This is a genomic window from Microbacterium sp. NPDC055903 (assembly GCF_053615555.1).
In genome coordinates this window covers 1,017,733-1,043,309 of record NZ_JBSHCA010000001.1, presented here as the reverse complement: position 1 = coordinate 1,043,309, position 25,577 = coordinate 1,017,733, and the positions used below count along the sequence as shown (strand labels likewise).

The window sequence follows — 25,577 nt, the reverse complement described above, 5'->3', positions numbered from 1 at the left end:
GGTCGGCTCCCTCGCCGTCGTTGGTGGTGTCGGATCCAGCCTGCGCCGGTCATCCCGTCCGCGCAAGGGCCGGAACGAGCTCAGGAGGTCGTGCCGGGGGCGGCGTCGTCATCGGCATCCGGCTCCTCGATGCGCGCGCCGGATGCTCGTACCGCGTCGACGAGCTCCCGCCAGGGGCCCTCGACCTCTGCCTCGCGCAGCTCGCGCTCCCTCTGCGTCTGACCGGTGTAGGCGCGGATCGACCACAGGAAGCGGTCGGCATGACCGTCACCGGGTGCCGGAACATGCGGAGCATCCCATGGGCACCGCTCGATGAGCGTCGACCATGGCGTACCGGGGGCTGCCGAAGCATCGACCTGCCATCGCCGCCGCAGTCCGGCCAAGCCGCCCGTGCGGACGACGACGATCGTCACTTCAGCGTCGCCGGCCGGATCGCTCATCCTCGTACACGCCCACCGCCGTCCACGCCGTGCGGACGGCAGAGAGCACCTCCGAGTCCTCACCGTACAGGCGCGTCGCGGCCTGCGCAGTGGCATCCGCGAACCTCCGGAAATCCGCGGTTGCGGGCAAGCCGCCGGTGAGGGCGGCGTACCAGACGCGGCCGGCACGCTCCCAGGCGTTTCCGCCGAGCGTACGGGCGGTCAGGGCGAAGGCGCGGTTCGGAATGCCGGAGTTGATGTGCACGCCGCCGTTGTCCTCGGTCGTCGTGACGAAGTCGCTCATGTGCGCGGGCTGCGGATCTTTGCCGAGCTCGTCATCGTCGTAGGCCGTACCCGGCTCGAGCATCGATCGCAGTGCCGCGCCCTGGACCTCGTCGGTGAAGATGCCTTCGCCGATCAGCCAGCTCGCCTCGGCGGCCGTCTGCCCCTGGGCGAACTGCTCGGTCAGCGCCCCGAAGACATCGGCGATCGATTCGTTGAGTGCGCCAGGCTGCCCCTGGTACTCCAGAGCCGCCGTGTGCTGGACCACGCCGTGCGCCAGCTCGTGGCCGATCACGGAAAGCGAGCCGGTGAAACCGCGGAACACCTCGCCGTCCCCGTCGCCGAACACCATCCGCTCACCGTCCCAGAAGGCGTTGTCGTAGTCGGTGCCGTAGTGCACGGTGGCGTCGAGCGGGGCTCCGGCGTCGTCGAGCGAGTTGCGCCGGAACGCCTCGAGGAGAAGGTCGAAAGTGGAGCCCAGGCCGTCGAAGGCCTCGTTCACCGCGGCGTCGCCGACCGGATCGTCGTCCTCGCTGCGGACGATGACGCCGGGCAGCTTCTCGGTGTTCTGCGCGTCGCTGACCGTGCGGTCGGGGGCGTCGCCCAGCTCGGCCACGAGCGATCCGTCGGCGTCGATCGACAGCGTGATGCGAGCGCGGAAGGGCGGCCGCCCGGCGAGGAGCGTCTGGCGCGCAGCATCCGCGGCGCGGGGGAAGCGGCCCGACTCGGCGAGACGCGCGAGCAGGTAGGCGGGGACGATGCCGTTCGAAGTGCTCATGCTGCGACGATACGCGCGGCATCCGACATGGCGCGCGCAGCGCCATCCGCCATCCGGGATCCGCGCGGCGGTTCGGGGGTCGACATGCCGTGTGTCGGACCTTGGGCGGCGTTTCGTCCGACATCTGGCGTGTCGGCCCCCGGGGTGCGAGACGTCCCAGGTGCGAGGCGTCCCGAGGTGGCGCGTCGCCCGCGGAATCGAGTCCGGGGGAGCGGAGCCAAGGGCCGGCCCAGGGCCCTCGCGTAGAATCGGTGCAATGACCGATGCCAGCGGACCCGTGTTCGACGAGACGAAGAGCGGCATCGACCCCGACGATCTCGCTACGACGCTGCGCGTGCTCGGCGCCCTGCACGAGCTCGATCAGGAGCACCCGGACTTCATCACCGTGCGCCGCGCCACCGCGGGCATGTTCAAGGCCGCCAAGCGCGTGCGTCGCAAGGAGATCCGCGACGCGATCGCCGAGGCCGACAAGGCCGTCGTCGCGAACACCGCCACGGGCGCGCCGGACCGCATCGACGACGAGACCAGGGGGATCCCGCTGGCCGTGTCGACCGAGGCGCCGACGGCCGGCACGCTGCTGAAGCCGCGCAACTGCTACATCTGCAAGCAGCCGTACACGCAGGTCGACGCCTTCTACCACCAACTGTGCCCGGACTGCGCCCGGTTCAGCCACGGCAAGCGCGACGCGGGAACCGACCTCACCGGTCGCCGCGCGCTGCTCACCGGCGGCCGCGCCAAGATCGGCATGTACATCGCGCTGCGGCTGCTGCGCGACGGCGCGCACCTCACCATCACCACGCGGTTCCCGCGGGATGCCGTGCGCCGATTCACCTCGCTGCCCGACTCCGCCGACTGGATCCACCGCCTGCGCATCGTCGGCATCGACCTCCGCGACCCGGCGCAGGTGATCGGCCTCGCCGACTCGGTCGCAGCCCAGGGCCCCCTCGACATCCTCATCAACAACGCCGCGCAGACGGTTCGCCGCTCGCCCGGCGCGTACTCGCTGCTGGCGGATGCCGAGCTGCAGCCCCTCCCCGACGGACCGCTCCCCGAGATGGAGACCTTCGGGCACACGGCCGACCCGCACCCGCAGGCGCTGCAGGCGTCGGTGGACGCGCACCCGCTGCTCTCCGTCGCAGCCCTCGCCGGGACGGTCGCCGAACAGGGCGGCCAGGCGCTCACTGCCTCCGAGCTGGCATCCCTCGCGATGGCTCCTGGATCGTCGTCGCTGGAGAAGCACGCCGACGGCACCGCCATCGACGCGGGCGGGCTCGTCCCGGACGTCAACCGGGTGAACAGCTGGGTGCAGTCCGTCGACCAGGTCGACCCCCTCGAGATGCTCGAGGTCCAGCTGGCCAACACCACCGCGCCGTTCTTGCTCATCAGCCGGCTGCGGGCCTCGATGGCGGCCTCGGAGTTCGACAAGAAGTACATCGTGAACGTCTCGGCGATGGAGGGACAGTTCTCCCGCCGGTACAAGGGCCCTGGGCATCCGCACACCAACATGGCCAAGGCGGCGCTGAACATGCTCACCCGCACGAGTGCGGGGGAGATGTTCGAGACCGACCGGATCCTCATGACCGCCGTCGACACGGGGTGGATCACCGACGAGCGCCCGCATTACACGAAGGTGCGCCTCGCCGAAGAGGGCTTCCACGCACCGCTCGACCTCGTCGACGGCGCCGCCAGGGTGTACGACCCGATCGTGCAGGGCGAGGCGGGCGTCGACCTGTACGGCGTGTTCCTGAAGGACTACAAGCCGAACCCCTGGTGAGCCAGGCTCGCTGCCGCTGAACGCGCGCAAGTCCGGTGGCCGACACGCCAGATGTCGGACGGATGCCGGAGATCGGTCCGACATCTGGCGTGTCGGCCCCCAGTGCGGCCGGCGGATGCCGGATGCTGCGGGGCTCAGTGCGCGGGGGCGCCCAGGTTCGCCGACGCCCAGTCCCCGAGCTGCTCGAGGATGGGCAGCAGGCCGCGACCGCTGCCGGTCAGTGCGTAGGTCACGGACACCGGCGGCCCGGCCTCGACGGTGCGCTCGACGAGACCCGTCTGCGTGAGCTCCGCGAGCCGGTCGGACAGCACGGTGTCGCTGATGCCTGCCACGGAGCGACGCAGCGCGGCGAAGGCTGCCGGCCCTCCGCCGAGCGCGGAGACGATCATGCCGTTCCAGCGCTTTCCGAGCACGCTGAAGGCCAGGGTCACCGCGGCGTCGCAGACGTGCACGCCTTCCTCGGACTCGGCCATGACGTCAGTCTACCGTGCTACGCTGTCGCTAGTCGCTAAGAAAAACAGAGCGACTACGAAAAGTGAAAGGAATGTCATGTCGCTCTTCCGCCTGGATGCCAGCATCCTGCCCGCGACCTCCGCCAGCCGCTCGCTCGCCGACATCGTCGAGGCGGAATGGACCGCAGCGCACCCCGACTCCGAGGTCACCCGCCGCGACCTCGCGCTCGAGCCCGTGCCTGCCACCGCGTGGGCCGAGGCCGTCACCTCGGGATTCGTCGACGAGGCGCAGCGCACCCCGACCCAGGTGGCCGCGCGCAAGCTCGCCGCCACGTTCGCCGATGAGCTCATCGGGGCGGATGCCCTGCTCTTCGCCGTGCCGCTGTACAACTACGGCGTCTCCCAGCACTTCAAGACCTGGTTCGACCTCGCCTACACCGACCAGCGCATCGATCCGACCGGCACCGCGCTGAACGGCAAGCCGGCGACGCTGGTCACCGTCCTCGGCGGCAACTACGCCGCCGGCACGCCGAAGGAGGGCTGGGACCACTCCACCGGCTGGCTGCGCCGCGTGCTCGAGGACGTCTGGGGTCTCGACCTGCGCGTCGTGGAGCGTCCGTTCACGCTCGTCGGCGTGAACCCGGCCATGGACGCCTTCGCCGACATGGCACAGGAGCTCAAGGACGCCGCCGAGACCGACGCCCGCACCTACGGCCGGGAGATCGCGGCGGCCCGCAACGCGGCCTGACCCGTACTGCGGTGCACCGTCCGGGCGGGACGTGTCGTCAGCCGAGCCGACGACACGTCACCCGCCTGTGCGGGGAAGCCACACCGTGGCGATCAGCCCGCCGCCCTCGCGCGGCGAGAGCACGAGGGATCCGTCGTGCGCCTCGGCGATCCGCCGAGCGATCGCGAGGCCGAGGCCGACTCCGACGTGATCGTCGTCGCGCGTGCGGGCGGCGCCGCGCTGGAAGGGCTCCGTCAGCGTCTCGATGAGCTCACCGGAGAGCACGGGACCGGAGTTCTCGACGACCAGCGCCACCGCCCCTGGTTGAGCCCTCGTCCGCACCGCGACGAGGCCCTCGGCGACGTTGTGCACGATCGCGTTGTGCACGAGGTTGGTCACGAGCTGCTGCAGCAGCGCCGCGGAGCCGACGACGGCGATCTCATCGCCGCCGACGTCCATCCGGACGCCCCTGCGGTCGGCGAGCGGAACCAGCGTCTCCACGGCCTCCTCCGCGGCGAGCGAGAGATCGACCTGGCTCCGCGAGAAGCCGCGCTCCGCGCGGCTGAGCTGCAGGAGAGCTTCGGTCAGCTCGATCGCTCTGGTGTTCACCTCTTGGAGCCGCGCCAGCACGGCATCGACGTTCCGATCGGGATCCGACCGGGCGACGTCGAGCATCACCTGCGTGATCGCCAGAGGAGTGCGCAGCTCGTGCGAGGCATTCGCCGCGAAGCGCTTCTCCTCGGCGAGCTGGGCTTCGAGCCGGTCGAGCATCGAGTCGAAGACGTCGGCGAGCTCTGTGAACTCGTCCTTCGGCCCCTCCAGCGACACGCGTTGAGACAGCGAGCCCTTTGACACCGCATCCGCGACGCGTCCGATCCTGGACAGCGGCGCCAGCATCCGCCCGGCCAGCCACCACCCTCCGACGACGCCGAGGACGAGAAGGAAGAACATCGCCGCCGCAGCCGGCGGGAGGAACGCGCGGATGAGATCGCCGCGATTGGGGACGAACCGTTGGGCGCTGATCGGCCCGTCCGGCACGTACCTGAGCAGGTACACCGCCACGACGGCGAGCAGCAGGAGCCCGGAGATCACGACGACGGCCACGTAGCTCAGCGTGAGCCTGAGCCTGGCGCTCATGCCGGCTCGCCTAGTCGCCGGCATCCGGCTCGCCTTCCTCGTCGATGCGATAGCCGACACCGGGCACGGTGCGGATGATCCACGGCTCGCCAAGGCGCTTGCGCAAGGACGACACGGTGATGCGCACGGCGTTGGTGAACGGGTCGGCGTTCTCGTCCCATGCCCGCTCCAGGAGCTCCTCCGCGCTCACGACGCCGCCCGCGGCGCCGACGAGGACCTCCAGCACCGCGAACTGCTTGCGGGTGAGGGCGACGTACCTTCCGTCGCGGAACACCTCGCGGCGGAAGGGATCCAGCCGCAGTCCCGCTATCTCGCGCACCGGCGGTCGTACGACGGCCCTGCGACGGTCGAGCGCCCGAAGCCGCAGGACGAGCTCGCGCAGCTCGAAGGGCTTGGTCAGATAGTCGTCGGCTCCCAGCTCGAAGCCCGACTCCTTGTCGTCGAGCCGGTCGGCCGCGGTGAGCATGAGGATCGGGATGCCGCTGCCGGATGCCACGATCCAGCGCGCGACCTCATCGCCGGACGGCCCTGGAATGTCACGGTCGAGCACGGCGAGGTCGTAGGTGTTGATGCTCAGCAGCTCGAGGGCGGCGTCGCCGTCGCCGGCGATGTCCGCGGCGATCGCCTCGAGGCGGAGGCCGTCGCGGACGGCCTCCGCGAGGTAGGTCTCGTCCTCGACGATCAGCACGCGCATGGCGTCGATCCTACGCACGGCGGCGTATCGCGAGCATATGAAGAAGCGCATACGACGCGGCAACACGAACGACGATGCACTGGATGCATGAGCAGCAGACGCATTCCTCGGCGCGCCCTCACGACCCGTGGCGCGGGGAAGGCCGGTGCTCCGATCATGGCGCACCGTGCGGTCGTTACGGCCCTCGACACCGTGTCGTTCAGCACGGAGCGCGGCACGCGCGCGGCTAAGGTCGAGTGATGCACGTCGAAGTGACAGCGCGACCGACGCTGGAGACCCTCTCCGAGGGCGTCGTCGCGAACCTCGCGATGCTGAGGGGAAGGACCTCCGCTCGGGTCATGGCGGTCGTGAAGGCCGATGGCTACGGCCTCGGGCTCATCCCCGTGGCGCGCGCTGCAGAGCGCGCTGGGGCGGTGTCGTTCGGAGTGACCGAGATCGGCGAGGGCGCGCAGCTGAGGGAGGCGGGGCTCACGCTTCCTGTGCTGGCCTGGCTGCATCCCGGCGGCATCGACGTCGAGCTGGCCGTGGCACATGACATCGAGGTCGCCGTCTCTTCGCCATCCGAGCTGCGCGCGCTGAGCACCCTGGTGCCGGATGGTTCGACGCTGCACGTGCACCTGAACATGGACACCGGGATGGCGCGTGGCGGGTGCGCCTTCGCCGAGTGGCCGGACCTCCTCGATGCCGCACGCGACGCCGAGCGGAGCGGTCGCTTGCGCGTGACCGGGATGATGGGGCACCTCCCGCTCGCCGATCAGGCGGATCCCTCCGCCAACGCGCCCGCCGTGCGAAGGATGAGGGATGCGCGCGACGCCGCGCTGCGCGCGGGGCTCGGTCCGCTGACCACGCATCTCGCGGCGACCGCCGGAGTGCTCACCGACCCGGCCACGCACTTCGACCTCGTACGCGTCGGGGCAGGGCTCGCCGGCATCGATCCCTCCGGCACCACCGAACTCAACGCCGCGGCCCGCCTCAGCGCGCCCGTCGTGCACACGCGCTTCGCAGACAGGGGTACGCCGGTCGGTTACGGTGCCGCGCACATCCTCGACCGAGGGACGCACCTCAGCGTCATCGGCGTCGGCTATGCGGACGGCATCCCCCGGGAGCTCTCGCCGGATGCCGGTGTGGAGATCGGGGGGCTGCGGCACCCCATCGTGGGTCGCGTGTCCATGGATCAGATCATCGTCGCCACCGGGGACATCGCCGTCCCGCAGGGGACGGTCGCGACGATCTTCGGGCCGGGCGGGGGTGCGGTCCCGACGCTCCAAGACTGGGCAGGTTGGGCGGGCACGATCCCGCACACGATCATCACGGGCATCGGGCCCAGAGTACGAAGGAGCGTGGCATGACGCAGGTTCTCGTCATCGGGGGAGGAGAGGGCGCCGAGCACGAGGTGTCGAAGGCATCCGCCGCCGGCATCGCGGCTGCGCTCCGCGAGCGCTCCTACGACGTCGTCGAGGTCACGATCGGCACCGACGGCATCTGGCGCACGACCGATGCCGACCTCGGAGCGACGCCGGCGCTGTCGCTCCGTGCAGCGCTGGAGCTCGTGGAGGCCGCCGACGCCGTCTTCCCCGTGGTGCACGGCCCGCTCGGCGAGGACGGCACGCTCGCGGCGCTGTGCGCGCTCGCGCACGCGCCGGTGGTCGGCTCCGGGCTGCGCGCCGGTGCGCTCGGCATGGACAAGTGGGCGACGAAGCTCGTCGCCGAGGCGGTAGGCATCCGCACGGCCCGAGGGGTGCTCGTCCGCGCGACGGAGATCGAGGGCGTGGAGTACGACGGCCCGGTGGTGGTGAAGCCGGCATCCGAGGGCTCGAGCTACGGGGTGAGTCTGGTGGCCGAGGGCGGTCGGCTGCGTGCGGCGCTGGAGGAGGCGGCGCGGTTCGATGAGCGCATCCTCGTCGAGGAGGTCGTGCAGGGCCGCGAGATCGATGTGGCCGTGCTGCGCGATGCCGACGGCGGATGCTTCGCCGCACCCCCGCTGGAGATCCACGCCGCCGGATTCTTCGACACGACCACGAAGTACGACGGGTCCGCGCGCTTCACCGTGCCGGCCGTGATCGATCCTGTCGAGCGGGCGGAGCTCGAGCGGGCGGCCGTGCTCATGTTCGAGGCGCTCGGCTGCGATGGCGTCGCCAGGATCGACTTCTTCCTCACCGCGGACGGGCCGGTGCTCAACGAGGTCAACACGATGCCGGGCATGACCGCCGCATCGCAGGTGCCGCGGATGTTCGCCGCCGCGGGGGTGGGGTATCCGGAGCTCGTCGACCGGATGGTGCGCGCGGCGCTGGCGTAGGAGCGGGCTATTCGGCAGACGGGGCGGGGCAGCCCGGACTACATCCGGTCGACGGCGGTGACGCTCACCACGGCTTCGCCGGCCTCGTCGGATGCGGCGAGGTCGATCGTCGCCGAGATCCCCCAGTCGTGATCGCCGGAGGGGTCGTCCAGGATCTGCCGCACCGACCATTGCGTCTGCCCCTCGGTGATGAGCAGCAGCTTCGAGCTGCGGGCGTCGCCGCCCGTGAAGATCTCGTCGTGCTCGGCGAAATACGCGTCCAGCGCGGCATCCCATCCCTTCGCACCGAAGTCCGGATCGAGCTCGGCGAGGGCGTCGACGTCCTCCCTGGCGGCGAGCTGCACGCGTCGGAAGAGCTCGTTGCGCACCAGAATGCGGAACGCGCGCACATTGCCGGTGAGCCGCTTGGGCGCAGGCGGAACGATCGGAGCGTTGTCGGGTCGGTTGAAGGAGCCGTTGTCCACGCCGGAACGCAGCTCCTCCCATTCGTCGAGCAGGCTGGAGTCGACCTGCCTCACGAGCTCGCCGAGCCACTCGATGAGGTCACGGAGATCCTCGTTCTTGAGCTCCTCGGGGATGGTCTGGGAAGCGGCCCGGTAGGCGTCGGAGAGGTAGCGGAGCACGACGCCCTCGGAGCGGGCGATCTTGTACTGCGCCACATATTCCCCGAACGACATGGCTCGCTCGTACATGTCGCGCACGACCGACTTCGGACGCAGCTCGAAGTCGCGGATCCACGGCTGGGCGGCGCTGTACGTCTCGAAGGCGGCGCCGAGGAGCTCCTCGAGCGGCTTCGGATAGGTGATCTGCTCCAGCAGCTCCATCCGCTCCTCGTACTCGATGCCCTCCTGCTTCATGGCGGCGACGGCCTCGCCTCGGGCGAGGAACTCCTGTTGGGAGAGGATCGCGCGCGGATCATCCAGGGTCGATTCGACGATGGAGATCATGTCCAGCGCGAATGCGGCGTCGTCCGGATCGAGCAGCTCGAAGGCGGCCAGCGCGAAGGGTGACAGCGGCTGGTTGAGGGCGAAGTTGGGCTGCAGATCGACGGTGAGGTGGATGCCGTCGGCATCCTGCTCGACCACACCGGACTCGCGGAGCGTCCGGTAGATCCCCAGCGCGCGCAGTGCGAGGATGCGCTGGCGCGAGCGCGGCTCGTGGTTGTCGTATACCAGTGCGCGCATATTACCGAACACGTCGCCGCCGCGGGCGATGACGTTGAGCATCATCGCGCTCGTGATCTGCATGTGGGAGGTGAGCGTCTCCGGCGTCGCCGCGATGAGCTTCTGGAAGCTCGGCTCCCCCCAGGAGACGAAGCCATCGGGGGCCTTCTTGCGGATGATCTTGCGCTTCTTCTTGGGGTCGTCTCCCGCCTTGCGGATGGCGGCGATGTTCTCCGACTCGTGCTCGGGGGCCTGAGCGACCACGGTGCCCGCGGTGTCGAAGCCTGCCCTGCCCGCCCTGCCCGCGATCTGATGGAACTCGCGGGCGTTGAGCTGGCGCATCCGCGTGCCGTCGAACTTCGTCAGAGCCGTGAGGAGAACGGTGCGGATGGGCACGTTGATGCCGACGCCGAGCGTGTCCGTGCCGCAGATCACGCGCAGCAGACCCCGCTGCGCGAGCTGCTCGACGAGGCGCCGGTACTTCGGCAGCATCCCCGCATGGTGCACGCCGATGCCGGCGCGGAGGAAGCGCGACAGCGTCTTGCCGAAGGACGTCGTGAACCGGAACTCGCCGATGAGGTCGGCGATCTCGTCGCGCTGCTCCCGCGTGGCGATCTTCGTGCTCGACAGCGCCTGAGCGCGTTCCATGGCGGCCGCCTGGGAGAAGTGCACGATGTAGACGGGCGCCTGGCCGGTGTTCAGGAGATCCTCGATGGTCTCGTGGATCGGGGTCGTCTCGTAGAAGAAGTGCAGCGGCACGGGGCGCTCGACGCCGGTGACGGTCGCCGTCTCCCTCGTCGTGCGGCGGGTGAGGTCCGCCGCCAGCTCCGACACGTCCCCGAGCGTCGCCGACATCAGGATGAACTGCGCTTGGGGCAGCTCCAGCAGCGGCACCTGCCACGCCCAGCCGCGATCCGGGTCGGCGTAGAAGTGGAACTCGTCCATCACGACCTGGCCGACTGCGCTTGCGCTGAGCCCCGTCGACGCGTCGGCGCCCTCGCGCAGCGACAGATTCGCGAGGATCTCGGCCGTGCAGCAGATGATCGGAGCATCCGCGTTGACGGATGAATCGCCCGTCACCATGCCGACGTTGTCCGCGCCGAAGACGTCGACCAGCGCGAAGAACTTCTCGCTGACCAGAGCCTTGATCGGAGCCGTGTAGTAGCTGCGGCGGCCGTCCACGAGAGCCGCGAAGTGCGCCGCCATGGCGACGAGCGACTTCCCCGTGCCCGTCGGGGTGGACAGGATCAGGTTGTTGCCCGAGACGATCTCGATGACGGACTCGTCCTGTGCGGGGTACAGGCTGATGCCGGTCGACTCCGCCCATTCGACGAACGCCAGGTAGACGGCATCCGGATCGGCGCCATCGGGGACGAGAGAGGGGGAGAGCGCGACAGGCATGATCCTTCGATCATCCCCTACTCGCCGGCGGGCGGCTGCGTCGGCGAGGGGATCAGTGCAGGCTGAGGTACTCCTCGAGGGTCTCCGGATTGGCCTTCAGCAGCGGCTCGCGGACCTGCTCTCCGGGGAACTCGCTCGCCTCGAAGAACCAGCGCTCCGATGCAGGCATGCCCCACAGCTGCGCACGCTGGGGATCGCTGACATCCCAGCGGATCGGCGGCGTCTCCAGGTCGATGAACTGGTAGTGCGTCGTGAAGAGCTCGATGCGGTGCTGATCGGGGTCGCGCACGTAGAGGAAGAGGGCGTTGCTCAGCCCGTGCCTGCCCGGCCCTCGGTCGATCTCCCTGCCGAATCCGGTCGCACCGCAGACATCCGCGGCATGGAGGAGAGCGGATGCGTCGGGCACCGTGTAGGCGAAGTGATGCAGGCGAGGGCCGCGCCCGTTGGTGAAGACGAGGTCGTGGGTGTTGCCCTTCACCTCGAGCCAGGTGCCCCACAGCTCATCCGTGCCGTCGGCGGCCGTGTACTCCGCCATGCGCATGCCGAGGCCCGCCCAGAAGTCCGTTGCGGTCTGGACGTCGTAGGTGACCACCTGGAAGTGATCGAGGCGCTGCGGGAACGCGGAGCGGAACTCGTCGAACCGCTGCATCTTGCGTTCGACGACGTCCATCGAACTCGTCAGCTCGAGTCGGGTGCCGACCGAGTCGCGGAACCGGATCGTCGGGCCCTGATGCGGCAGCTCGACGCGCTCGTGCTCGATCCCTCTGGCGGCGAAGTGGCGCTCGGCCGCGAGGATGTCGTCATCGGTGCGCACCCGCAGGCCCACCTGCAACGCCTGCGGCTCGGCGGTGCGCTCGAGCACGAGGCTGTGGTGCGCCGCTTCTTCGAGACCCCGCAGGTAGATCGCGTCATCGGTCTCGGCGGTGACGACGAGGCCGATGACGTCGCGGTAGAAGTCGCGGCTGCGGGCGAGATCGGTCACGCCGAGCCGCACGTGGCTCGCTCGAGTCAAGGTGAACGGCGGGGCGTCGTTGGTGGTGGGGAGCATGGGTCCTCTTCGACAGGCTCAGCGAGCGGTGGGGTCGGGGAGCGAGGCGATGAACGCCTTGCCGTAGTCGTTGCCGTTCGGCAGACGCAGCGTGGTGTGGACGTGGAATCGGGCAGGCAGGCGGTTGTTCAGCCACACGCCGGCATGGTGATCGAGTTCGGCGAGGATCACGGGGCTGTGGACGCGGAGGTAGAACGGCGTCGTGCCATCGGTCTCTCCGTACCAGCTGAAGCGCGTCTCCCCGCGGTGCGCATCGACCTCGGTCATCGTGAGAGCGAGCTGCTCCGGAGGAAGCAGGACATGGACATCGGCGATGATCGCCCGCAGCGTGCCCCACTGGGCATCCGAGAGCTCGGACGCCTGGATGCCCTCAGAGGGGACCACGCGGTTGTCGCGGAATGCTCCGGCGACGTGACGCTCGTCCGCGGGATGCAGACGTCCTTCCGGCATCGCCGGGTCGAGGACGGAGGCATAGACGATGGCGGCATCGCGCTGTGCCGGGGTGAGCGATGACGCCAGTTCGAGCGCGAGCTCCTCGCGCGCGGCGAACAAGGGTGGACGATCGTCGCTGAGCGCGGGCTCGGCGCCGAGGAACACGGGTGCCACGACCTGACGAGCTCCAGCGAAGACCGAATGCACCGCGACGTGATGGCCGAACAGCTGCCAGCCCCATGGCCCAGACGAGGGAGAACCGTAGAGCGCGAACCAGTAGCTGCGTTCGTTCATGATCATCGGAAGATCCACCAGCTCGCCGAGATAGGCGTTCAGCCCCATCGCCTCACGGACGCGGTGATAGCCCGCAGGGCTCAGCGATGCCTCGATCACCCGGAGCACGGCGCGCACGACGGCATCCGTCTGGTCCTCGAGACGGAGCCCTGTGCGGAAGAAGACGAACTCCGGATTGCTCCAGCTGCGCCACTCGGGGGCATCGATCGGATACGAGACCGCCGCGCGTTGCGCAGGGGACAGCTCTCGCAGCAGCGCGGAGGCTGCCCGCGCGGCATCCGCGCCCACCTGAGCTCCCTCAGCCGACGACCAGACATCCTGCACCGAGCCGTCCGTCGTCGTCCCGATGAACGGCTCGTCGTACAGGGCCTTCCATGTCGAAAGCAGCTCTCGCAGGAACGGGGCGCGATATCTGTCGGTCGTGAAGGCCTCGTAGTCCATCCCCCGGACGTCGGCGAGCATGGGGTCGTCGACGGGGATCAGATACGTCTCGAACGACGACGTGTCCAGAGTGACGGACTCCGTGCGCGCTGCGATGCGGTCGCTGGAGAAGAAGCCGTCGATGTCGTTGTGCGCGGCGTGCGAGGATGCGTCGGAGGAGGGCATGTCAGATCGGGAGACCGAACAGCCGCTTCGCGTTGCCGGACAGCACGAGCTCGCGGTCCGCTTCGCTGATCTCCAGCTCGTTCTTGACGAACTCGACGCCCTGGCCCATCCAGCTGTAGAACACCGGGAACGACGAGCCGAACAGGTAGTGGTCGGCTCCGTTGATCTTCAGCGCCGCTTCGACCTGGTCCTTGCCCCAGGAATGCGGGTGGGTCATGTCGAAGAAGATGTTCTCGTCGAGGTACTGGGCGATCTTCTCGCCGCCGGTCGGGTCGAGCCGCTGCATGGCCTCGGTCTTGTTGCTGGCGTGCGGGGTGAGCAGCGCCGTGTTCGCGAACCAGTTGCCGCCCATCATCGTGTGGATGAACCGCAGACCGGGCATCCTGTCGAACATGCCGCTGAACAGCTCGCGGCCGACGGCGATGCCCTGGTCGATGATCCGGCCGTACTCGCGGCGCAGATTCGTGTAGTCGATGACCGACTTGTACTCGACCGGCAACGGCGTGTGATGCACGATCACCGGGACATCGAGCTTCTCGATCACCTTCAGATAGGGCTCGAAGACCTCATCGTCCAGGTAGAGCTGGCCGTAGTGGCAGGCCAGCTGCACGCCCACGGCGCCCAGCTCCTTCACGCTGCGCTCCAGCTCGTAGATGTTCTCCTTGCCGCCCCACGGCGGCACGCAGGCGGTCGCGAACAGGCGGCCGCCGGACCGGGCGACGATGTCTGCGGCGTTGTCGTTGACCGCCTTGCAGGTGTCCAGCCCCAGCCATTCCTGCCAGACCGGCACGCGCATGATGCCGTAGTCGACGCCCGCTTCGTCCATCGCGGCGAGCTTGGCCTCGGCGGAGTAGTCGCCCTCGACGTAGTTCAGGTTCTGGAAGCCGGCCGGCTTCTCGAGGATGAGCTGCTTCTTGCCGCTGTCCATGGTGATGACCCTGGCGATCTCGCCGAAGCCGCGCGGAGCGGAGTCGAGGAACCCGCGGAGGATGCGCTCGTTCGTGAAGAGGTCCTCGGGGAGGTGGTGGATGTTGATGTCGACGACGGTCATTGTCGCTCCTGCTCTGTCGAAAGTCTCCCTTCACGATAGGCAGTAGCGCGGTGCCGGCACGCCTCCGATCGTGCACAGTTATGTTGCGCGCCATGGCATATGCCGTCGGCTGCATCGCTGGCTATGGTGAACGGGTTCCGGGTCGCCGACTCCCGATCGGCCGGCCCTGCAATCACCCAAGGAGGCAAAGGTGCCACACAACAGAGCAGTGCTCACGACGGCCGCGATGGTCGCGGTCGGCGGGCTTCTGCTGGCGGGTTGCTCGGCAGAGACGCCGGACGACGCGAACAGCTCCACATCCCCTGCCGCGGACGCCACGCTCCGCGTCAACTTCGGCCAGTTCCCCGAGAACTGGGGCCCTGGCCAGGAACTCGAGGGCGGAGTGCTCCGCATCCCCTACGAGACGTTGCTCGCTCCCGGCGAGGACGGGCAGCCCGCGCCCTACCTCGCCACCGGATACGAGCTCACCGACACGTCGCTGACGCTCACGCTGCGCGACGACGTGACCTTCCACGACGGCACCCCCTTCGACGCCGAGGCCGTCAAGGCCAACATCGAGTACGTCAAGGCCGGGGCCACGGCCTATGCCGGCTCATTCCTCACGGTCGCATCCGTCGACGTCGTCGACCCGCTCACCGTGCGACTGAACCTCTCCAGCCCGAACCCGTCGCTTCCGACGACGCTCACCACGAGGGCGCTCCCGATCGCCAGCCCCGCCGCCATCGCCGACGGCTCGATCGCCCAGACACCGGTGGGCACCTCGCCCTGGGCCTATGACGACGCGCAGTCGGTCGTGGGCACGAAGATGTTCTTCGCCGCCTTCGAGGACTACTGGGGCGAGAAGCCCGGCTTCGCGAACGTCGAGCTGTACGCCATCGAGGAGCCGGAGTCCTCCGCCGCAGCTCTCCTGGCCGGAGACCTCGACGTCACCGACACCGAGGTGTCGACCCTGCCGCGGTTCGAGGGCAGTGCGGTCGAGTCGTTGCAGTATCCGGCCATTCGCAACAACCTCTTCTTCTTCGACCGCGGCGCTGGCGGCGTCTTCGAGGACGTCGCCCTGCGTCAGGCCGTCTGCTACGCGATCGATGTCGAGCAGATGGTCGAGGTCGAGGGCGAGGGAGAGGCGGCCACCCAGCACTTCGCAGAGGGCGAGATCGGCTACAACGCCGAGATCAGCGGATATCCGACGGATCTCGATGAGGCCCAGGCGCTCTACGCCGAGGCAGGCAGCCCGGCGGTCGACGTCGAGATGGTCGCGGCGCCCTACAACGTCACGCAGATCGAGATCTTCATGACGCAAGCAGCCGAGATCGGCGACTTCCACGTGACGGTCACCCAGCTTCCACCACCGCAGTACAACGGCGAGTGGAACAGCGGGAAGTACCCGCTCGGCCTGTCGAGCAATGACGAGCTGACGCCGTTCGAGTGGTACAGCGCATGGTTCGCCGCGGATGCACCGGGCAACCCCTCCGGTATCGAGAGCGATGAGCTCAAGGCCGCCGCGGATGCCGCGATCGCCGCCGGGGACACGGAGGAGGCCGCCGACCTGTGGGCTGCGGTCACGAAGATCATCGCCGACGAGGCGCTGACCTGCGCACACGCCCGCGGCGTGGAGACGCTCGCCTGGAACGCGGACACCGTCTCCGGCGTCGCCGCCCCTGCGGAACCGTGGGAGCCGAAGTCTGTCAACTACCGGGATCTCGTCCCTGCATCCTGACGCACCGCACCTGAAATCGAGACGCACGTGAAGAAGTCGATCCACCCGCCAGGGCGAGAGGAAGGCCGCTGATGCTCAAGCTCATCGCCTCCCGCCTCGCCCTGGCAGTGCCCCAGCTGATCCTCCTGTCGTTGTTCGTGTTCCTGCTGACCTACCTGGTACCAGGAAGCCCCGCGGCCGCCATCCTCGGTCCGTCCGCGACGCCGGAGAGCATCGCACGGCTGGAAGCGCAGCTGGGGCTGGACCGGCCCTTCTTCGAGCGCCTCGTCGACTACTACGCCGGCGTGTTCCGCGGCGACTTCGGCACGTCGTTCAACTCGAGCCGACCGGTCGCCGAGCTGTTCGCGGAGCGCATCCCCGCCACCGCGTCACTGATGCTCGGCGGCCTGATCGTCGCGATCCTGCTCGGTCTGGCGCTGGGCTTCATCGGAGGAACCAAGCCCGGCTCGATCCGCGACCGCATCGCGACGGCCGTCACGAGCGTCACCATGGCCGTCCCCGAGTTCTGGATCGGCATCGTGCTGCTGCTCGTCTTCGCCGTGCAGCTGCGGGTCGTGCCGGTGATCGCGTATGTGCCGATCGGAGCGGATCCGGCTGCCTGGCTGCGCGGCCTCATCCTGCCCTCCATCGCGCTGGGCATCGCCGGAGCAGCCCTCATCGCCAGGCAGACGCGCACGGCGATGGCCGAGACCCTCTCCGCGCGCTACGTCAACACACTGGTCGCCGCCGGCGTCTCCCGCCCTCGGCTCGTCTTCCACTACGGCTTCAAGAACGCCCTGGTCCCGATCCTCGCCTCGACGGGCATCACCGTCAGCATTATGCTCGGCGCCAGCTTCGCCATCGAGAAGGTGTTCGCCTTCCCTGGCATCGGATCGCTCATCATCCGCAGCGTCACGGCAAAGGACTTCGCCGTGCTCCAGGGCGGTGTCCTGCTCATCGCGACGATGATCATCGCCGTCAACCTCATCCTCGACATCAGCTACGCAGCTGTAGACCCGAAATCCAGGCCGCAATGAGCGACACCTTCACCACCACCGTCCAGGCGGCGCCTCGTCCGCACAAGCACGCCACGAATCTGGGGCGCGTTCTCGGACGCCTGCGCCGGCAGCCGGGAACGATCGTCGCCGCGGCTTTCATCGTGCTGCTGGCCCTCGTGGCCATCACCGCCGCGTGGATCGCGCCCTACGACCCCAACCAGGCGCACTTCGATCACGTACTCCAGGCTCCGGACGCCCAGTTCCTGCTCGGCACCGACGATCTGGGTCGCGATCTGCTGAGTCGCGTGATCTTCGGTGCGCGCATCGTGCTGCTCGTCGCGCTGGGCGCCGTGCTCATCGCCATCGTGATCGGCGTGCCGCTGGGCCTGGTGTTCGGCTTCAACGGAGGCTGGTGGGACCGCATCGGCATGCGCTTCGTCGACATGGCGCAGTCGTTGCCTGGCATGCTCATCGGCATCACGGTGATCACGATCCTCGGCCGGAACATGTTCATCCTCATGTTCGCGATCGGGCTCATCTTCTCGATGGCCTTCGCCCGCATGACCAGGGCCACGGTGCTCACCGAGCGCAAGAAGCTCTATGTGGAAGCCGCCGAGGTCACCGGGCTCTCACGGGCGCAGATCATCTTCGGCCAGGTCCTGCCCAACCTCACCGGCGCCATCATCACGCAGGCGGCGGTGTTCCTCGGGTCGGCGATCATGATCGAGTCGGCGATGAGCTTCCTCGGGATCGGCCTGGACAGCGACACGCCCACGTGGGGGTCTTTGCTCAGCCTCGCCGTGGAGAAGCAGGCCGTGGCCCCGTACCTCACGTGGCCCCCCGGCATCGCGATCGTTCTCACCGTGCTGGCGTTCAGCGTGTTCGGCGACGGCCTCAACGATGCCCTCGTCGGCGAGCGGCGGCGCGTGCCGAGGCTCGGGCTGCGTACGCGCTCCGACGAGCGCCCGGAATCCGAGAAGCTCCCTGAGCCCGTCGAAGGGAGCGGAACGCCGGAGGTGCGCTCCGACAGGCTCAGCGAGCGTGAGGGGGAGCGGCACGCGGCCATCCTCGCCACCCGTGACGTCACCGTCTCGCTCGCGCGCCCGGACGGCGAGCACGTGGAGATCGTCAAGCGCGTCGCGCTCGACGTCGCCAAGGGAGAGATCGTCGGGCTCCTGGGTGAGTCCGGCTCCGGAAAGTCCACCTTCGCGCGAGCCGTGCTGGGGATGCTTCCGGCGGGCACCTGGCTGTCAGACGGGTCCATCCGCATCGCCGGTGACGAGGTCGCGCACCGTCCGGAGCGGGAGCTGCGGAGCATCCGTGGATCGGTCGTCGGCTCCGTCTTCCAGGACCCCTCCAGCGCGCTCTCGCCGGTGCACACCGTCGGAACGCAGCTCATCGAGCCGCTGCGCATCCACAAGGGCATGTCGAAGGCGCAGGCCAGGGGCAGGGCCGTCGAACTGCTCGAGCGGGCGGGCGTCCGCCGCGCGGCGAGCCGCCTCGACGACTATCCTCACCAGTTCTCCGGCGGCATGGCGCAGCGCGTCGCGATCGCGATGGCGCTCGCCGCCGATCCTGAACTGCTCATCGCCGATGAGGCGACCAGCGCCTTGGACGTCACGACCCAGAGCCAGGTCCTCGACCTCATCCTCGACCTCAGGCAGGAGTACGGCATGGGTGTGCTGATGATCACGCACAGCCTCGGCGTCGTCGCCGAGACCTGCGATCGCGCGGCGGTCATGTACCGGGGGCGCATCGTGGAGGATGCCCCGGTCGGGCGGCTCTTCGACGCCCCGGAGCATCCCTACACCCGCGCGCTCCTGCAGGCGAACCCGCTGCGGTCCGAGGGGGAGCGGCTCTCCGTCATCGACGGAGCGCTGCGCGCGGAGATCGATGCGGAGATCGATGCGCTCGACAGGCTCGACCTCGCCCGAGCGGGAGGCGCACGATGACCGCCCTGCTCGAGGTGCGCGACCTGTCCGTCGGCTATCAGGCCCGCAGTGGTCTCTTCGGAGGCACGCGCACGGTGCCCGCCGTCGAGGGCATGAGCTTCGACATCCATGCGGGGGAGACCCTCGCCTTCGTCGGCGAGTCGGGGTCGGGCAAGAGCACGACGGGACGGGCGATCCTGCGACTGCTGCCGACGCTCACGGGACGCATCCGCTTCGACGGCGAGGACCTCGCCGAGTGGGGCAGGCGCACGCCGCTGTCGTACCGGCGGCAGGTGCAGGCGGTGTTCCAGGACCCGAGCGCATCGCTCAACCCGCGGCAGCTGATCTCGCACGCGCTGGACATCGCGCTGGCCCGTCACGGTCTCGGCGACCGCCGTGCCCGCCGACGCCGGATGTCGGAGGCGATCGAGATGGTCGGCCTCACCCCCGCGCACCTCGACCGCTTCCCCAGCGAGCTGTCCGGCGGCCAGCAGCAGCGGGCCGCGATCGCGAGGGCCCTCGTCCTCGAGCCGCGTCTCGTGGTCTGCGACGAAGCGGTCAGCGCGCTGGACCTGTCCACGCAGGGCCAGATCATCAACCTGCTCGCCGACCTCCAGCAGCAGACCGGTGTCAGCTACCTCTTCATCGCGCACGACCTCGCACTGGTGCGGCACATCGCGCATCGGGTCGGAGTGATGAACAGCGGACGTCTCGTCGAGCTGTCCGACACTGAGCAGTTGTTCCGTGATCCGCAGGATCCGTACACGCGGCGACTGCTCGAGGCGACGCCGGCATCGCATCCCGAGGGGCGGGAGCAGCGCAGGGCCGTTCGGCTGGCCGACCGCGCTCTCGCCGAGGCCGGCGCATGAGCGGGCTCGATACACTCATGGCATCGCGGATGCCCCCCGAGCCCGCGGTGGAAGAGGCCCGCAATGGATCGATTCGTCGTGATGAGGACGTTCGCCGCCGTCGCGCGCGCGGCCACGTTCAGCGGGGCAGCGGCGGATCTCGGCATCTCGCCGTCGATGGTGTCCCGGCACGTCGCAGACCTCGAGGAGCAGATCGGAGTGCGTCTCGTGAACCGCACTCCTCGCTCGGTGTCGTTGACGGCGGCCGGCGTCAAGTATGCGGAGTTCGCGGAGCGGATCCTGCAGGAGATCGACGACACCGACGCGCAGATGTCGGACACGCAGGATTCCGCCGAGGGACACCTGTCGATCATCAGCCCGAAATGGATCGGGCTGATGGATCTGGGCACGGCGGTCGGGGCCTTCGTGGAGGCCCATCCGCGGATGCGGGTGCGTCTGGAGCTCGGCGGGATCTCGGACCGGCTGTACGACTTCCTCGACCGCGGCTTCGATGTGGCGTTCCACGCCAGGGATCCGCGCGACTCCAGGGTCAGAGTGCGCCGGATCTCGGAGCTGCCGTTCGTTCTCGCGGCATCCGCGGACTACCTGGCTCGCCGCGGTGCGCCGGAGTCGGTCTCCGAGCTGAACGATCACGATCTGATCAGCCATACCAGCGACTCCGCATGGCGCCTGGGCGAGGGCGCGGATCTCGTGCACTACAAGGTGCAGGATCCGATCGTCGCGACGAACGCCTATCTCACGATCGAGCAGCTGATCGAGTCGGGGCGCGGCATCGGGATCATCCCGCGTCGCTCGGCGAGGGCTGCGTTGGAGTCGGGCCGGGTGGTCGAGGTGCTTCCGGAGCTGCCCGTCCAGTCGCGCTCGCTGTACGCGGTCCACGGTCCAGGAGGACAGACGCCGGAGCGCGTCAAGGTGTTCCTCGACTTCATGAGCGACTGGTTCCGCCGCACGCGCGACTGAGCCCCGCCTGCTTGGACGGAGGCGTCGCATGAGCGCCACCGTCAGCCGTGATGTCGGCTATGTGCACGACGGCGATCGGATGCTCGGGGCGCTCGTCTCCTCGCGCGGCGATCGGGCGCTGCCCACGGTGCTGCTGCTGCACGACGCCTTCGGTCTGAACGCCGATACGCTCGCCATCGCGCACCGCGTGGCGGAGCGGGGGTTCACCGTCTTCGCGGCGGACGTGTGGGGCAAGCGCCGCACGCCGAGCGGCGAGGAGATCGGGCCGATGATCGGCGCGATGGCCGGCGATCGGATGCGCTGGCACGGGAGGCTCCTGGCAGGACTCGAGGCGGCTGCCTCCCAGCCGGAGACGGATGCCTCGGCGGTGATCGCGCTCGGCTACTGCTTCGGCGGATCCGGAGCGCTGGAACTGCTGCGCATCGGCGGCGAACTCCGGGCCGCCGCCAGCATCCACGGCGGCCTGGATCTGCTCGCCCCCGACTGGAGCCTCGCGCTGCCTGGTTCGGATGTGCTCCTCGTCACCGGCGCGGATGACCCGATGGGCACCCCGGCCCAGTGCGCGCGACTGACCGCAGAGCTCGATGCGGCTCGCATCGATTGGGAGCTGGACGTGTACAGCGGCACCGTGCACGCCTTCACCAACCCGCGATCGGCGCACGCGCTCGACCCGTCCGTCGTCGCGTACCACCCGCGCAGCGCGGCCCGCGCCTGGGCCGCCACCGAACGCTTCCTCGCCGAGATGCTCGGCGAGGCATGAACCGAGAGATGAGAAGAAGAGGAACCATGTCGGACATCGCGATCATCGGGGCGGGCCCTGGAGGGCTCGTCACTGCGCTCCGCCTGCAGCAGCGCGGAATCCCCGTCACCGTGTACGAGACCGTGCCGGAGCTCAAGCCCCTGGGTGTCGGCGTCGACATCAAGACCGTCGGCACCAAGGAACTCGACGAACTGGGTCTGCTGGAGGAGTTCCGCGCGATCTCCGTCGACGCGGAGGACTCGATCTTCTACAACCACTTCGGTCAGGAGATCTACGCCGAGAAGTGCGGTGTCCACATGGGGTACCTGCACGAGCAGCGCTTCGTCCACCGCGGCGTCCTGCAGATGCTGCTGTTCCGCACCGTCATCGATCGGCTGGGCGAGGGTGCCGTCGTACTCGGAGCCAGGGTGGTCGGCTACGCGCAGGATGCGGATGGCGTGACACTGGACATCGAGCATCGCGACGGCCGGGCCGAGCAGGTGCGGCACGACGCCGTCATCGCCGCGGACGGGATCAAGTCCGCCGTGCGGCGGCAGATGCATCCGAACCAGGCGGAACCGGAGTTCTCCGGCATCACGATGTGGCGAGGAACGACGCTGCGTGAGCCGATCAGGGGCGGTCACACGATCCTGCATCTCGGAGACCCCCGGATCTCGACGATGATCGTCTACCCGATCGCCGAGAACTTCGAGGGGACCGGTCTGGACCTCATCAACTGGGTCGTGGAGACCAACGGGGAGGAGACGATCGAGGACTGGAACCAGGTCGCGGACCCGGAGCAGATCATCCCGGCATTCGACACCCTGAGACTGCCGTTCCTCGACGTGCAGGAGCTGATCAGGCAGGCGCGGGAGGTCTATCTCTTCCCGCTGATCAGACATTTCCCCCTTGATTCCTGGGTGGACGGCCGAGTCGTGCTGCTGGGGGACGCCGCACACGCGATGTACCCGCGGGGTGGCAACGGCATCACGCAGGCGATGCTCGACGCGCGGGTGCTCGCCGAGAAGCTGGCGGAAAACGGCGATGCGACCGAGGCCTTCGCCGCGTACGACGCGGCGCGGAGGGAGATCGTCAATCGCATCGCTGACAACATGCGCGGCGAGGGGTACGAGGTGATCCGTCGCATCGTGGCGGAGCGCACCGATGGCGAGCCGTTCGAGGACATCGAGGACGTGCTTCCGCTGGCCGAGGCGGACGAGATCTTCAGCCGCTATCACGCTCTCGTCGGGGCGCCGAGGCCTGGGCACGAGGCGGGCGAGGCGACCGGCTTCCGTACGTGGCAGGCGGTGGGCTCGTGACTGCGACCGAGCAGCCGGACGCAGCGGTCCGGGATGCCATCCTCGAGGTGGAGGAGCGCCGTCGACGCGCTCTCATCGACGGGGACCTGACGACGCTGGACGAGCTGTTCGACGAGGAGCTCGTGCACATCCATGCTCCCGGCCTGACGCACACCAAGGCGCAGCTGTTGGAGCACGTCGCCACTCGGCGGGCGTATCTGGACATGGTGCGCGGCGAGCTGTCGATCCGACTCGTGGGCGATGTGGCGATCATGACGGGCCCGATCACGAACCGTCTGCGCAATCCTGACGGCTCCGAGAGAACGCTGGGAGGGGTGGCGACGCAGGTGCTGAGGCGCGGCGCCGACGGCGCCTGGCGCTTCGTCAGCTTCCAGATGACCCCGACCGGCGAGCAGGTCTGGGGAGCGTTGCCCAGCGAGTCGACTGAGCCCGGTTCCGCCTCGCTCCCTGACGCCGGTTCCGCCCCGCTCCCTGACGCCGGTTCCGTCCCGCTCCCTGAGCCTGTCGAAGGGGCCCGCGAATGAGACTCGCGCGTTTCCGCCTCGCCGACGGGGCTGCCCGGCTCGGCCGTGTCGACGGCGACGAGATCGTCGACCTCACCGAGCAGTTCGGGCCGTCGCTGCGCGCCCTGCTGCCGGACCTCGCCGCCCGCGGCGATGACCTCCGAGCCGCCGTCGGTCCCCGCTCCGCGCTGAACGACGTCGAGCTGCTCGCCCCGGTCGATGATCCGCAGAAATATCTCGGTATCGGCATGAACTATGCGAAGCACGCCGAGGAGGCGAGGCTCGCGGGCATCCCGATCCCGACGAGCCAGCTCTGGTTCAACAAGCAGGTGTCGTGCATCAACGACCCTTTCGGGGAGGTCGTCAGGCCCGCGGTCTCGGAGGAGTTGGACTACGAGATCGAGCTGGGCGTCGTGATCGGAACCCGATGCCGCGATGTCGCCGCCGCGGACGCCCGATCGGTGATCGCCGGCTACGTCGTGGCGAACGACATCTCGGTGCGCGACTGGCTGCAGAAGCGCTCTCCGACGTTCACACTGGGCAAATCCTTCGACACGCACGGACCCATCGGGCCCTGGCTGACCACGGACGATGAGATCGCTGATCCGCTCGCGCTGCGCATGACGCTGACGGTCAACGGCGAGGTGCGTCAGGACGCCGACACCGGCGACATGATCTACGACATCTACGAGCAGATCGCGTACTTGAGCCAGGTGATGACCCTGATGCCGGGGGACATCCTCGCCACCGGCACGCCGTCAGGCATCGGAGCGCCGACGCAGACATGGCTCGTACCCGGTGACGTCGTCCGTGCCGAGATCGAGGGGCTGGGATTCATCGAGAACACGGTCGTCGCGTGAGCGATCGGGTCGCGATCGAGCTCGTCGGCTTCGCGCACGCGAACCCGGTTCCGGCTGCGAGCCGGATCGGGCCGTTCCTGGCATCCGGGGTCCTCACCGGCCGCGACCCCGTGACGCGCGAGATGCCAGGAGACCTCGCCGCGCAGTGCCGCAATGCATTCCTTCACGTGCATGAGCTGATGGAGGCGGCGGGGGGATCGACCGATGACATCCTGAAGCTCACCGTGCATCTCGTCGACTACCGAGATCGCGATGACCTGAACCGCGAATGGCTGGCGATGTTCCCCGACGCGGCGACGAGGCCCGCGCGCCAGGTGATGAAGGCGGAGCTGGACTCAGGTGCGCTCATCCACCTGGACGTGCTCGCCGTCCTGCCCGCCTGATCAGGCGGTCGCGGCGCGCAGAGCGATGCGGATCATGTCGCCGAAGGTCTGCTCGCGCTCCTGCGCGGTGGTCTCCTCGCCGGTGACGATGTGGTCGGACACCGTGCAGATGCTCAGCGCACGGCGCTCGTAGTAGGCGGCGAGCGTGTAGAGCCCGCTCGTCTCCATCTCGACGCCGAGAACACCGTGCTGCACGAAAGGCTGATTCAGTTCGGGGCGGGTGCTGTAGAACTGGTCGCTGGAGAAGAGGAGCCCGACGTGGACGTCGGACTCCAACGGCTCGCCCTCGGCGGCCTCGACGGCGGCTCGCAGCAGCGAGAAGTCGGCGACCGGCGCGTAGTCCAGGCCGTTGAAGCGCACGCGGTTGATGCCGGAGTCGGTGCACGCGCCGTTGGCGATGATGATGTCGCGCACCTTCAGCTTCTCGGTGAGCGCGCCGCAGGATCCGACCCGCACGATCGTTTGCACGTCGTACTGCTGGAAGAGCTCGTTCGCATAGATCGACATCGATGGAACTCCCATGCCAGAGCCCTGCACCGATACGCGGTGGCCATGCCAGGTGCCGGTGAAGCCCAGCATCCCGCGCGTCTGGGTGTAGAGCTCTGCATCCTCGAGGAAGGTCTCGGCGATCCACTTGGCCCGCAGCGGGTCGCCGGGGAACAGGACGATGGGGGCGATCTGGCCGGCCTCGGCGGCGATGTGCGTGCTCATGCGTCCAGCCTAGGGAGGATGCGGATGCGCTTCGACGGGCTCAGCGAGCGGGAT

The 25,577-nt window shown here is 68.8% G+C and carries 25 protein-coding genes; 15 read left to right on the top strand and 10 right to left on the bottom strand.

All coding sequences use genetic code 11. The features are described from left to right. Positions 1-80: 80 nt before the first annotated feature. Positions 81-440, bottom strand: a complete 360-nt coding sequence (locus ACWGJP_RS04710; RefSeq protein WP_452328593.1) for a protealysin inhibitor emfourin — start codon at positions 438-440, stop codon at positions 81-83. Continuing rightward, positions 415-1,479, bottom strand: coding sequence for a M4 family metallopeptidase (locus tag ACWGJP_RS04705; protein WP_452328592.1), 1,065 nt, complete (start codon positions 1,477-1,479; stop codon positions 415-417). Before ACWGJP_RS04705 ends, ACWGJP_RS04710 begins: the two co-directional genes overlap by 26 nt. A 256-nt stretch (positions 1,480-1,735) precedes the next feature. Between ACWGJP_RS04705 and ACWGJP_RS04700 the strand changes: the two genes are divergently transcribed. Further along, positions 1,736-3,253: an SDR family NAD(P)-dependent oxidoreductase gene (locus tag ACWGJP_RS04700; RefSeq protein ID WP_452328591.1), complete on the top strand. Its 1,518-nt coding sequence runs from the start codon at positions 1,736-1,738 to the stop codon at positions 3,251-3,253. Positions 3,254-3,387: 134 nt separating this feature from the next. On the opposite strand, the gene ACWGJP_RS04695 is transcribed toward ACWGJP_RS04700, so the two are convergent. Beyond that, the gene (locus ACWGJP_RS04695; RefSeq protein WP_452328590.1) at positions 3,388-3,726 is read right to left on the bottom strand and encodes a winged helix-turn-helix transcriptional regulator; all 339 of its coding nucleotides are present in this window, start codon (positions 3,724-3,726) and stop codon (positions 3,388-3,390) included. Positions 3,727-3,802: 76 nt separating this feature from the next. Here ACWGJP_RS04695 and ACWGJP_RS04690 point away from each other — a divergent pair, with 76 nt between their 5' ends. Beyond that, a complete protein-coding gene (locus ACWGJP_RS04690) occupies positions 3,803-4,453 on the top strand; it encodes an FMN-dependent NADH-azoreductase (protein WP_452328589.1) in 651 nt (216 codons plus the stop codon). Between the two features lie 57 nt (positions 4,454-4,510). On the opposite strand, the gene ACWGJP_RS04685 is transcribed toward ACWGJP_RS04690, so the two are convergent. After that, positions 4,511-5,569 carry a sensor histidine kinase gene (locus ACWGJP_RS04685; RefSeq protein WP_452328588.1) on the bottom strand — a complete coding sequence of 353 codons (1,059 nt, stop codon included), beginning with the start codon at positions 5,567-5,569 and terminating at the stop codon, positions 4,511-4,513. Positions 5,570-5,579: 10 nt separating this feature from the next. Next, a complete protein-coding gene (locus ACWGJP_RS04680; RefSeq protein ID WP_452328587.1) occupies positions 5,580-6,263 on the bottom strand; it encodes a response regulator transcription factor in 684 nt (227 codons plus the stop codon). An 87-nt stretch (positions 6,264-6,350) separates the two neighbouring features. Here ACWGJP_RS04680 and ACWGJP_RS04675 point away from each other — a divergent pair, with 87 nt between their 5' ends. Genes ACWGJP_RS04675 through ACWGJP_RS04665 form a run of 3 tightly spaced genes read left to right on the top strand, consistent with a single transcriptional unit; the run spans position 6,351 to position 8,559 of the window. After that, on the top strand, positions 6,351-6,503 hold the full coding sequence (locus tag ACWGJP_RS04675) for a hypothetical protein (RefSeq protein WP_452328586.1): 153 nt from the start codon (positions 6,351-6,353) through the stop codon (positions 6,501-6,503). Next, positions 6,503-7,612, top strand: a complete 1,110-nt coding sequence (gene alr / locus ACWGJP_RS04670) for an alanine racemase (RefSeq protein WP_452328585.1) — start codon at positions 6,503-6,505, stop codon at positions 7,610-7,612. Before ACWGJP_RS04675 ends, alr begins: the two co-directional genes overlap by 1 nt. Beyond that, positions 7,609-8,559, top strand: coding sequence for a D-alanine--D-alanine ligase family protein (locus tag ACWGJP_RS04665; protein WP_452328584.1), 951 nt, complete (start codon positions 7,609-7,611; stop codon positions 8,557-8,559). The genes alr and ACWGJP_RS04665 overlap by 4 nt, the downstream gene beginning before the upstream one ends. 38 nt (positions 8,560-8,597) lie before the next feature. Here the strand turns inward: ACWGJP_RS04665 and ACWGJP_RS04660 are convergent, their stop codons facing one another. Genes ACWGJP_RS04660 through ACWGJP_RS04645 form a run of 4 tightly spaced genes read right to left on the bottom strand, consistent with a single transcriptional unit; the run spans position 8,598 to position 14,554 of the window. Further along, positions 8,598-11,123, bottom strand: a complete 2,526-nt coding sequence (locus ACWGJP_RS04660) for a DEAD/DEAH box helicase (RefSeq protein ID WP_452328583.1) — start codon at positions 11,121-11,123, stop codon at positions 8,598-8,600. A 52-nt stretch (positions 11,124-11,175) separates the two neighbouring features. After that, positions 11,176-12,171, bottom strand: coding sequence for a 3,4-dihydroxyphenylacetate 2,3-dioxygenase (hpaD, locus tag ACWGJP_RS04655; RefSeq protein WP_452328582.1), 996 nt, complete (start codon positions 12,169-12,171; stop codon positions 11,176-11,178). An 18-nt stretch (positions 12,172-12,189) separates the two neighbouring features. Beyond that, on the bottom strand, positions 12,190-13,503 hold the full coding sequence (locus ACWGJP_RS04650) for a DUF3500 domain-containing protein (protein WP_452328581.1): 1,314 nt from the start codon (positions 13,501-13,503) through the stop codon (positions 12,190-12,192). Position 13,504: 1 nt separating this feature from the next. Next, positions 13,505-14,554: an amidohydrolase family protein gene (locus ACWGJP_RS04645; RefSeq protein ID WP_452328580.1), complete on the bottom strand. Its 1,050-nt coding sequence runs from the start codon at positions 14,552-14,554 to the stop codon at positions 13,505-13,507. 190 nt (positions 14,555-14,744) lie between these two features. On the opposite strand from ACWGJP_RS04645, the gene ACWGJP_RS04640 reads away from it, so the two are divergent. From ACWGJP_RS04640 to ACWGJP_RS04595, 10 genes are all read left to right on the top strand, one after another. Further along, positions 14,745-16,271, top strand: a complete 1,527-nt coding sequence (locus ACWGJP_RS04640) for an ABC transporter substrate-binding protein (protein WP_452328579.1) — start codon at positions 14,745-14,747, stop codon at positions 16,269-16,271. 71 nt (positions 16,272-16,342) lie between these two features. Next, positions 16,343-17,287 (top strand): ABC transporter permease, encoded by a 945-nt coding sequence (locus ACWGJP_RS04635; protein ID WP_452328578.1) that lies wholly within the window; start codon positions 16,343-16,345, stop codon positions 17,285-17,287. Next, positions 17,284-19,200: a dipeptide/oligopeptide/nickel ABC transporter permease/ATP-binding protein gene (locus tag ACWGJP_RS04630; protein ID WP_452328577.1), complete on the top strand. Its 1,917-nt coding sequence runs from the start codon at positions 17,284-17,286 to the stop codon at positions 19,198-19,200. Before ACWGJP_RS04635 ends, ACWGJP_RS04630 begins: the two co-directional genes overlap by 4 nt. Beyond that, entirely contained in the window at positions 19,197-20,048 is an 852-nt protein-coding gene (locus ACWGJP_RS04625; RefSeq protein WP_452328576.1) for an ATP-binding cassette domain-containing protein, read from the top strand. The genes ACWGJP_RS04630 and ACWGJP_RS04625 overlap by 4 nt, the downstream gene beginning before the upstream one ends. 63 nt (positions 20,049-20,111) lie before the next feature. Beyond that, positions 20,112-21,008 (top strand): LysR family transcriptional regulator, encoded by an 897-nt coding sequence (locus ACWGJP_RS04620; protein WP_452328575.1) that lies wholly within the window; start codon positions 20,112-20,114, stop codon positions 21,006-21,008. Positions 21,009-21,036: 28 nt separating this feature from the next. Continuing rightward, positions 21,037-21,768, top strand: a complete 732-nt coding sequence (locus ACWGJP_RS04615) for a dienelactone hydrolase family protein (protein ID WP_452328574.1) — start codon at positions 21,037-21,039, stop codon at positions 21,766-21,768. Between the two features lie 26 nt (positions 21,769-21,794). Further along, positions 21,795-23,066 carry an FAD-dependent monooxygenase gene (locus ACWGJP_RS04610; protein ID WP_452328573.1) on the top strand — a complete coding sequence of 424 codons (1,272 nt, stop codon included), beginning with the start codon at positions 21,795-21,797 and terminating at the stop codon, positions 23,064-23,066. Further along, complete coding sequence (locus ACWGJP_RS04605; protein WP_452328572.1) at positions 23,063-23,590, top strand: YybH family protein; 528 nt, start codon at positions 23,063-23,065, stop codon at positions 23,588-23,590. The genes ACWGJP_RS04610 and ACWGJP_RS04605 overlap by 4 nt, the downstream gene beginning before the upstream one ends. Further along, a complete protein-coding gene (locus ACWGJP_RS04600) occupies positions 23,587-24,429 on the top strand; it encodes a fumarylacetoacetate hydrolase family protein (protein ID WP_452328571.1) in 843 nt (280 codons plus the stop codon). The genes ACWGJP_RS04605 and ACWGJP_RS04600 overlap by 4 nt, the downstream gene beginning before the upstream one ends. Further along, positions 24,426-24,812: a RidA family protein gene (locus ACWGJP_RS04595; protein ID WP_452328570.1), complete on the top strand. Its 387-nt coding sequence runs from the start codon at positions 24,426-24,428 to the stop codon at positions 24,810-24,812. The genes ACWGJP_RS04600 and ACWGJP_RS04595 overlap by 4 nt, the downstream gene beginning before the upstream one ends. Here the strand turns inward: ACWGJP_RS04595 and deoD are convergent, their stop codons facing one another. Next, positions 24,813-25,523 (bottom strand): purine-nucleoside phosphorylase, encoded by a 711-nt coding sequence (gene deoD / locus ACWGJP_RS04590; RefSeq protein ID WP_452328569.1) that lies wholly within the window; start codon positions 25,521-25,523, stop codon positions 24,813-24,815. Positions 25,524-25,577 lie beyond the last annotated feature (54 nt).

What these genes read in the sequence shown, in the direction of transcription:
- ACWGJP_RS04710 (WP_452328593.1), bottom strand. Translation starts at nt 440, where the DNA reads ATGAGCGATCCGGCCGGCGACGCTGAAGTGACGATCGTCGTCGTCCGC.
- ACWGJP_RS04705 (WP_452328592.1), bottom strand. Translation starts at nt 1,479, where the DNA reads ATGAGCACTTCGAACGGCATCGTCCCCGCCTACCTGCTCGCGCGTCTC.
- ACWGJP_RS04700 (WP_452328591.1), top strand. Translation starts at nt 1,736, where the DNA reads ATGACCGATGCCAGCGGACCCGTGTTCGACGAGACGAAGAGCGGCATC.
- ACWGJP_RS04695 (WP_452328590.1), bottom strand. Translation starts at nt 3,726, where the DNA reads ATGGCCGAGTCCGAGGAAGGCGTGCACGTCTGCGACGCCGCGGTGACC.
- ACWGJP_RS04690 (WP_452328589.1), top strand. Translation starts at nt 3,803, where the DNA reads ATGTCGCTCTTCCGCCTGGATGCCAGCATCCTGCCCGCGACCTCCGCC.
- ACWGJP_RS04685 (WP_452328588.1), bottom strand. Translation starts at nt 5,569, where the DNA reads ATGAGCGCCAGGCTCAGGCTCACGCTGAGCTACGTGGCCGTCGTCGTG.
- ACWGJP_RS04680 (WP_452328587.1), bottom strand. Translation starts at nt 6,263, where the DNA reads ATGCGCGTGCTGATCGTCGAGGACGAGACCTACCTCGCGGAGGCCGTC.
- ACWGJP_RS04675 (WP_452328586.1), top strand. Translation starts at nt 6,351, where the DNA reads ATGAGCAGCAGACGCATTCCTCGGCGCGCCCTCACGACCCGTGGCGCG.
- alr (WP_452328585.1), top strand. Translation starts at nt 6,503, where the DNA reads ATGCACGTCGAAGTGACAGCGCGACCGACGCTGGAGACCCTCTCCGAG.
- ACWGJP_RS04665 (WP_452328584.1), top strand. Translation starts at nt 7,609, where the DNA reads ATGACGCAGGTTCTCGTCATCGGGGGAGGAGAGGGCGCCGAGCACGAG.
- ACWGJP_RS04660 (WP_452328583.1), bottom strand. Translation starts at nt 11,123, where the DNA reads ATGCCTGTCGCGCTCTCCCCCTCTCTCGTCCCCGATGGCGCCGATCCG.
- hpaD (WP_452328582.1), bottom strand. Translation starts at nt 12,171, where the DNA reads ATGCTCCCCACCACCAACGACGCCCCGCCGTTCACCTTGACTCGAGCG.
- ACWGJP_RS04650 (WP_452328581.1), bottom strand. Translation starts at nt 13,503, where the DNA reads ATGCCCTCCTCCGACGCATCCTCGCACGCCGCGCACAACGACATCGAC.
- ACWGJP_RS04645 (WP_452328580.1), bottom strand. Translation starts at nt 14,554, where the DNA reads ATGACCGTCGTCGACATCAACATCCACCACCTCCCCGAGGACCTCTTC.
- ACWGJP_RS04635 (WP_452328578.1), top strand. Translation starts at nt 16,343, where the DNA reads ATGCTCAAGCTCATCGCCTCCCGCCTCGCCCTGGCAGTGCCCCAGCTG.
- ACWGJP_RS04630 (WP_452328577.1), top strand. Translation starts at nt 17,284, where the DNA reads ATGAGCGACACCTTCACCACCACCGTCCAGGCGGCGCCTCGTCCGCAC.
- ACWGJP_RS04625 (WP_452328576.1), top strand. Translation starts at nt 19,197, where the DNA reads ATGACCGCCCTGCTCGAGGTGCGCGACCTGTCCGTCGGCTATCAGGCC.
- ACWGJP_RS04620 (WP_452328575.1), top strand. Translation starts at nt 20,112, where the DNA reads ATGGATCGATTCGTCGTGATGAGGACGTTCGCCGCCGTCGCGCGCGCG.
- ACWGJP_RS04615 (WP_452328574.1), top strand. Translation starts at nt 21,037, where the DNA reads ATGAGCGCCACCGTCAGCCGTGATGTCGGCTATGTGCACGACGGCGAT.
- ACWGJP_RS04610 (WP_452328573.1), top strand. Translation starts at nt 21,795, where the DNA reads ATGTCGGACATCGCGATCATCGGGGCGGGCCCTGGAGGGCTCGTCACT.
- ACWGJP_RS04600 (WP_452328571.1), top strand. Translation starts at nt 23,587, where the DNA reads ATGAGACTCGCGCGTTTCCGCCTCGCCGACGGGGCTGCCCGGCTCGGC.
- deoD (WP_452328569.1), bottom strand. Translation starts at nt 25,523, where the DNA reads ATGAGCACGCACATCGCCGCCGAGGCCGGCCAGATCGCCCCCATCGTC.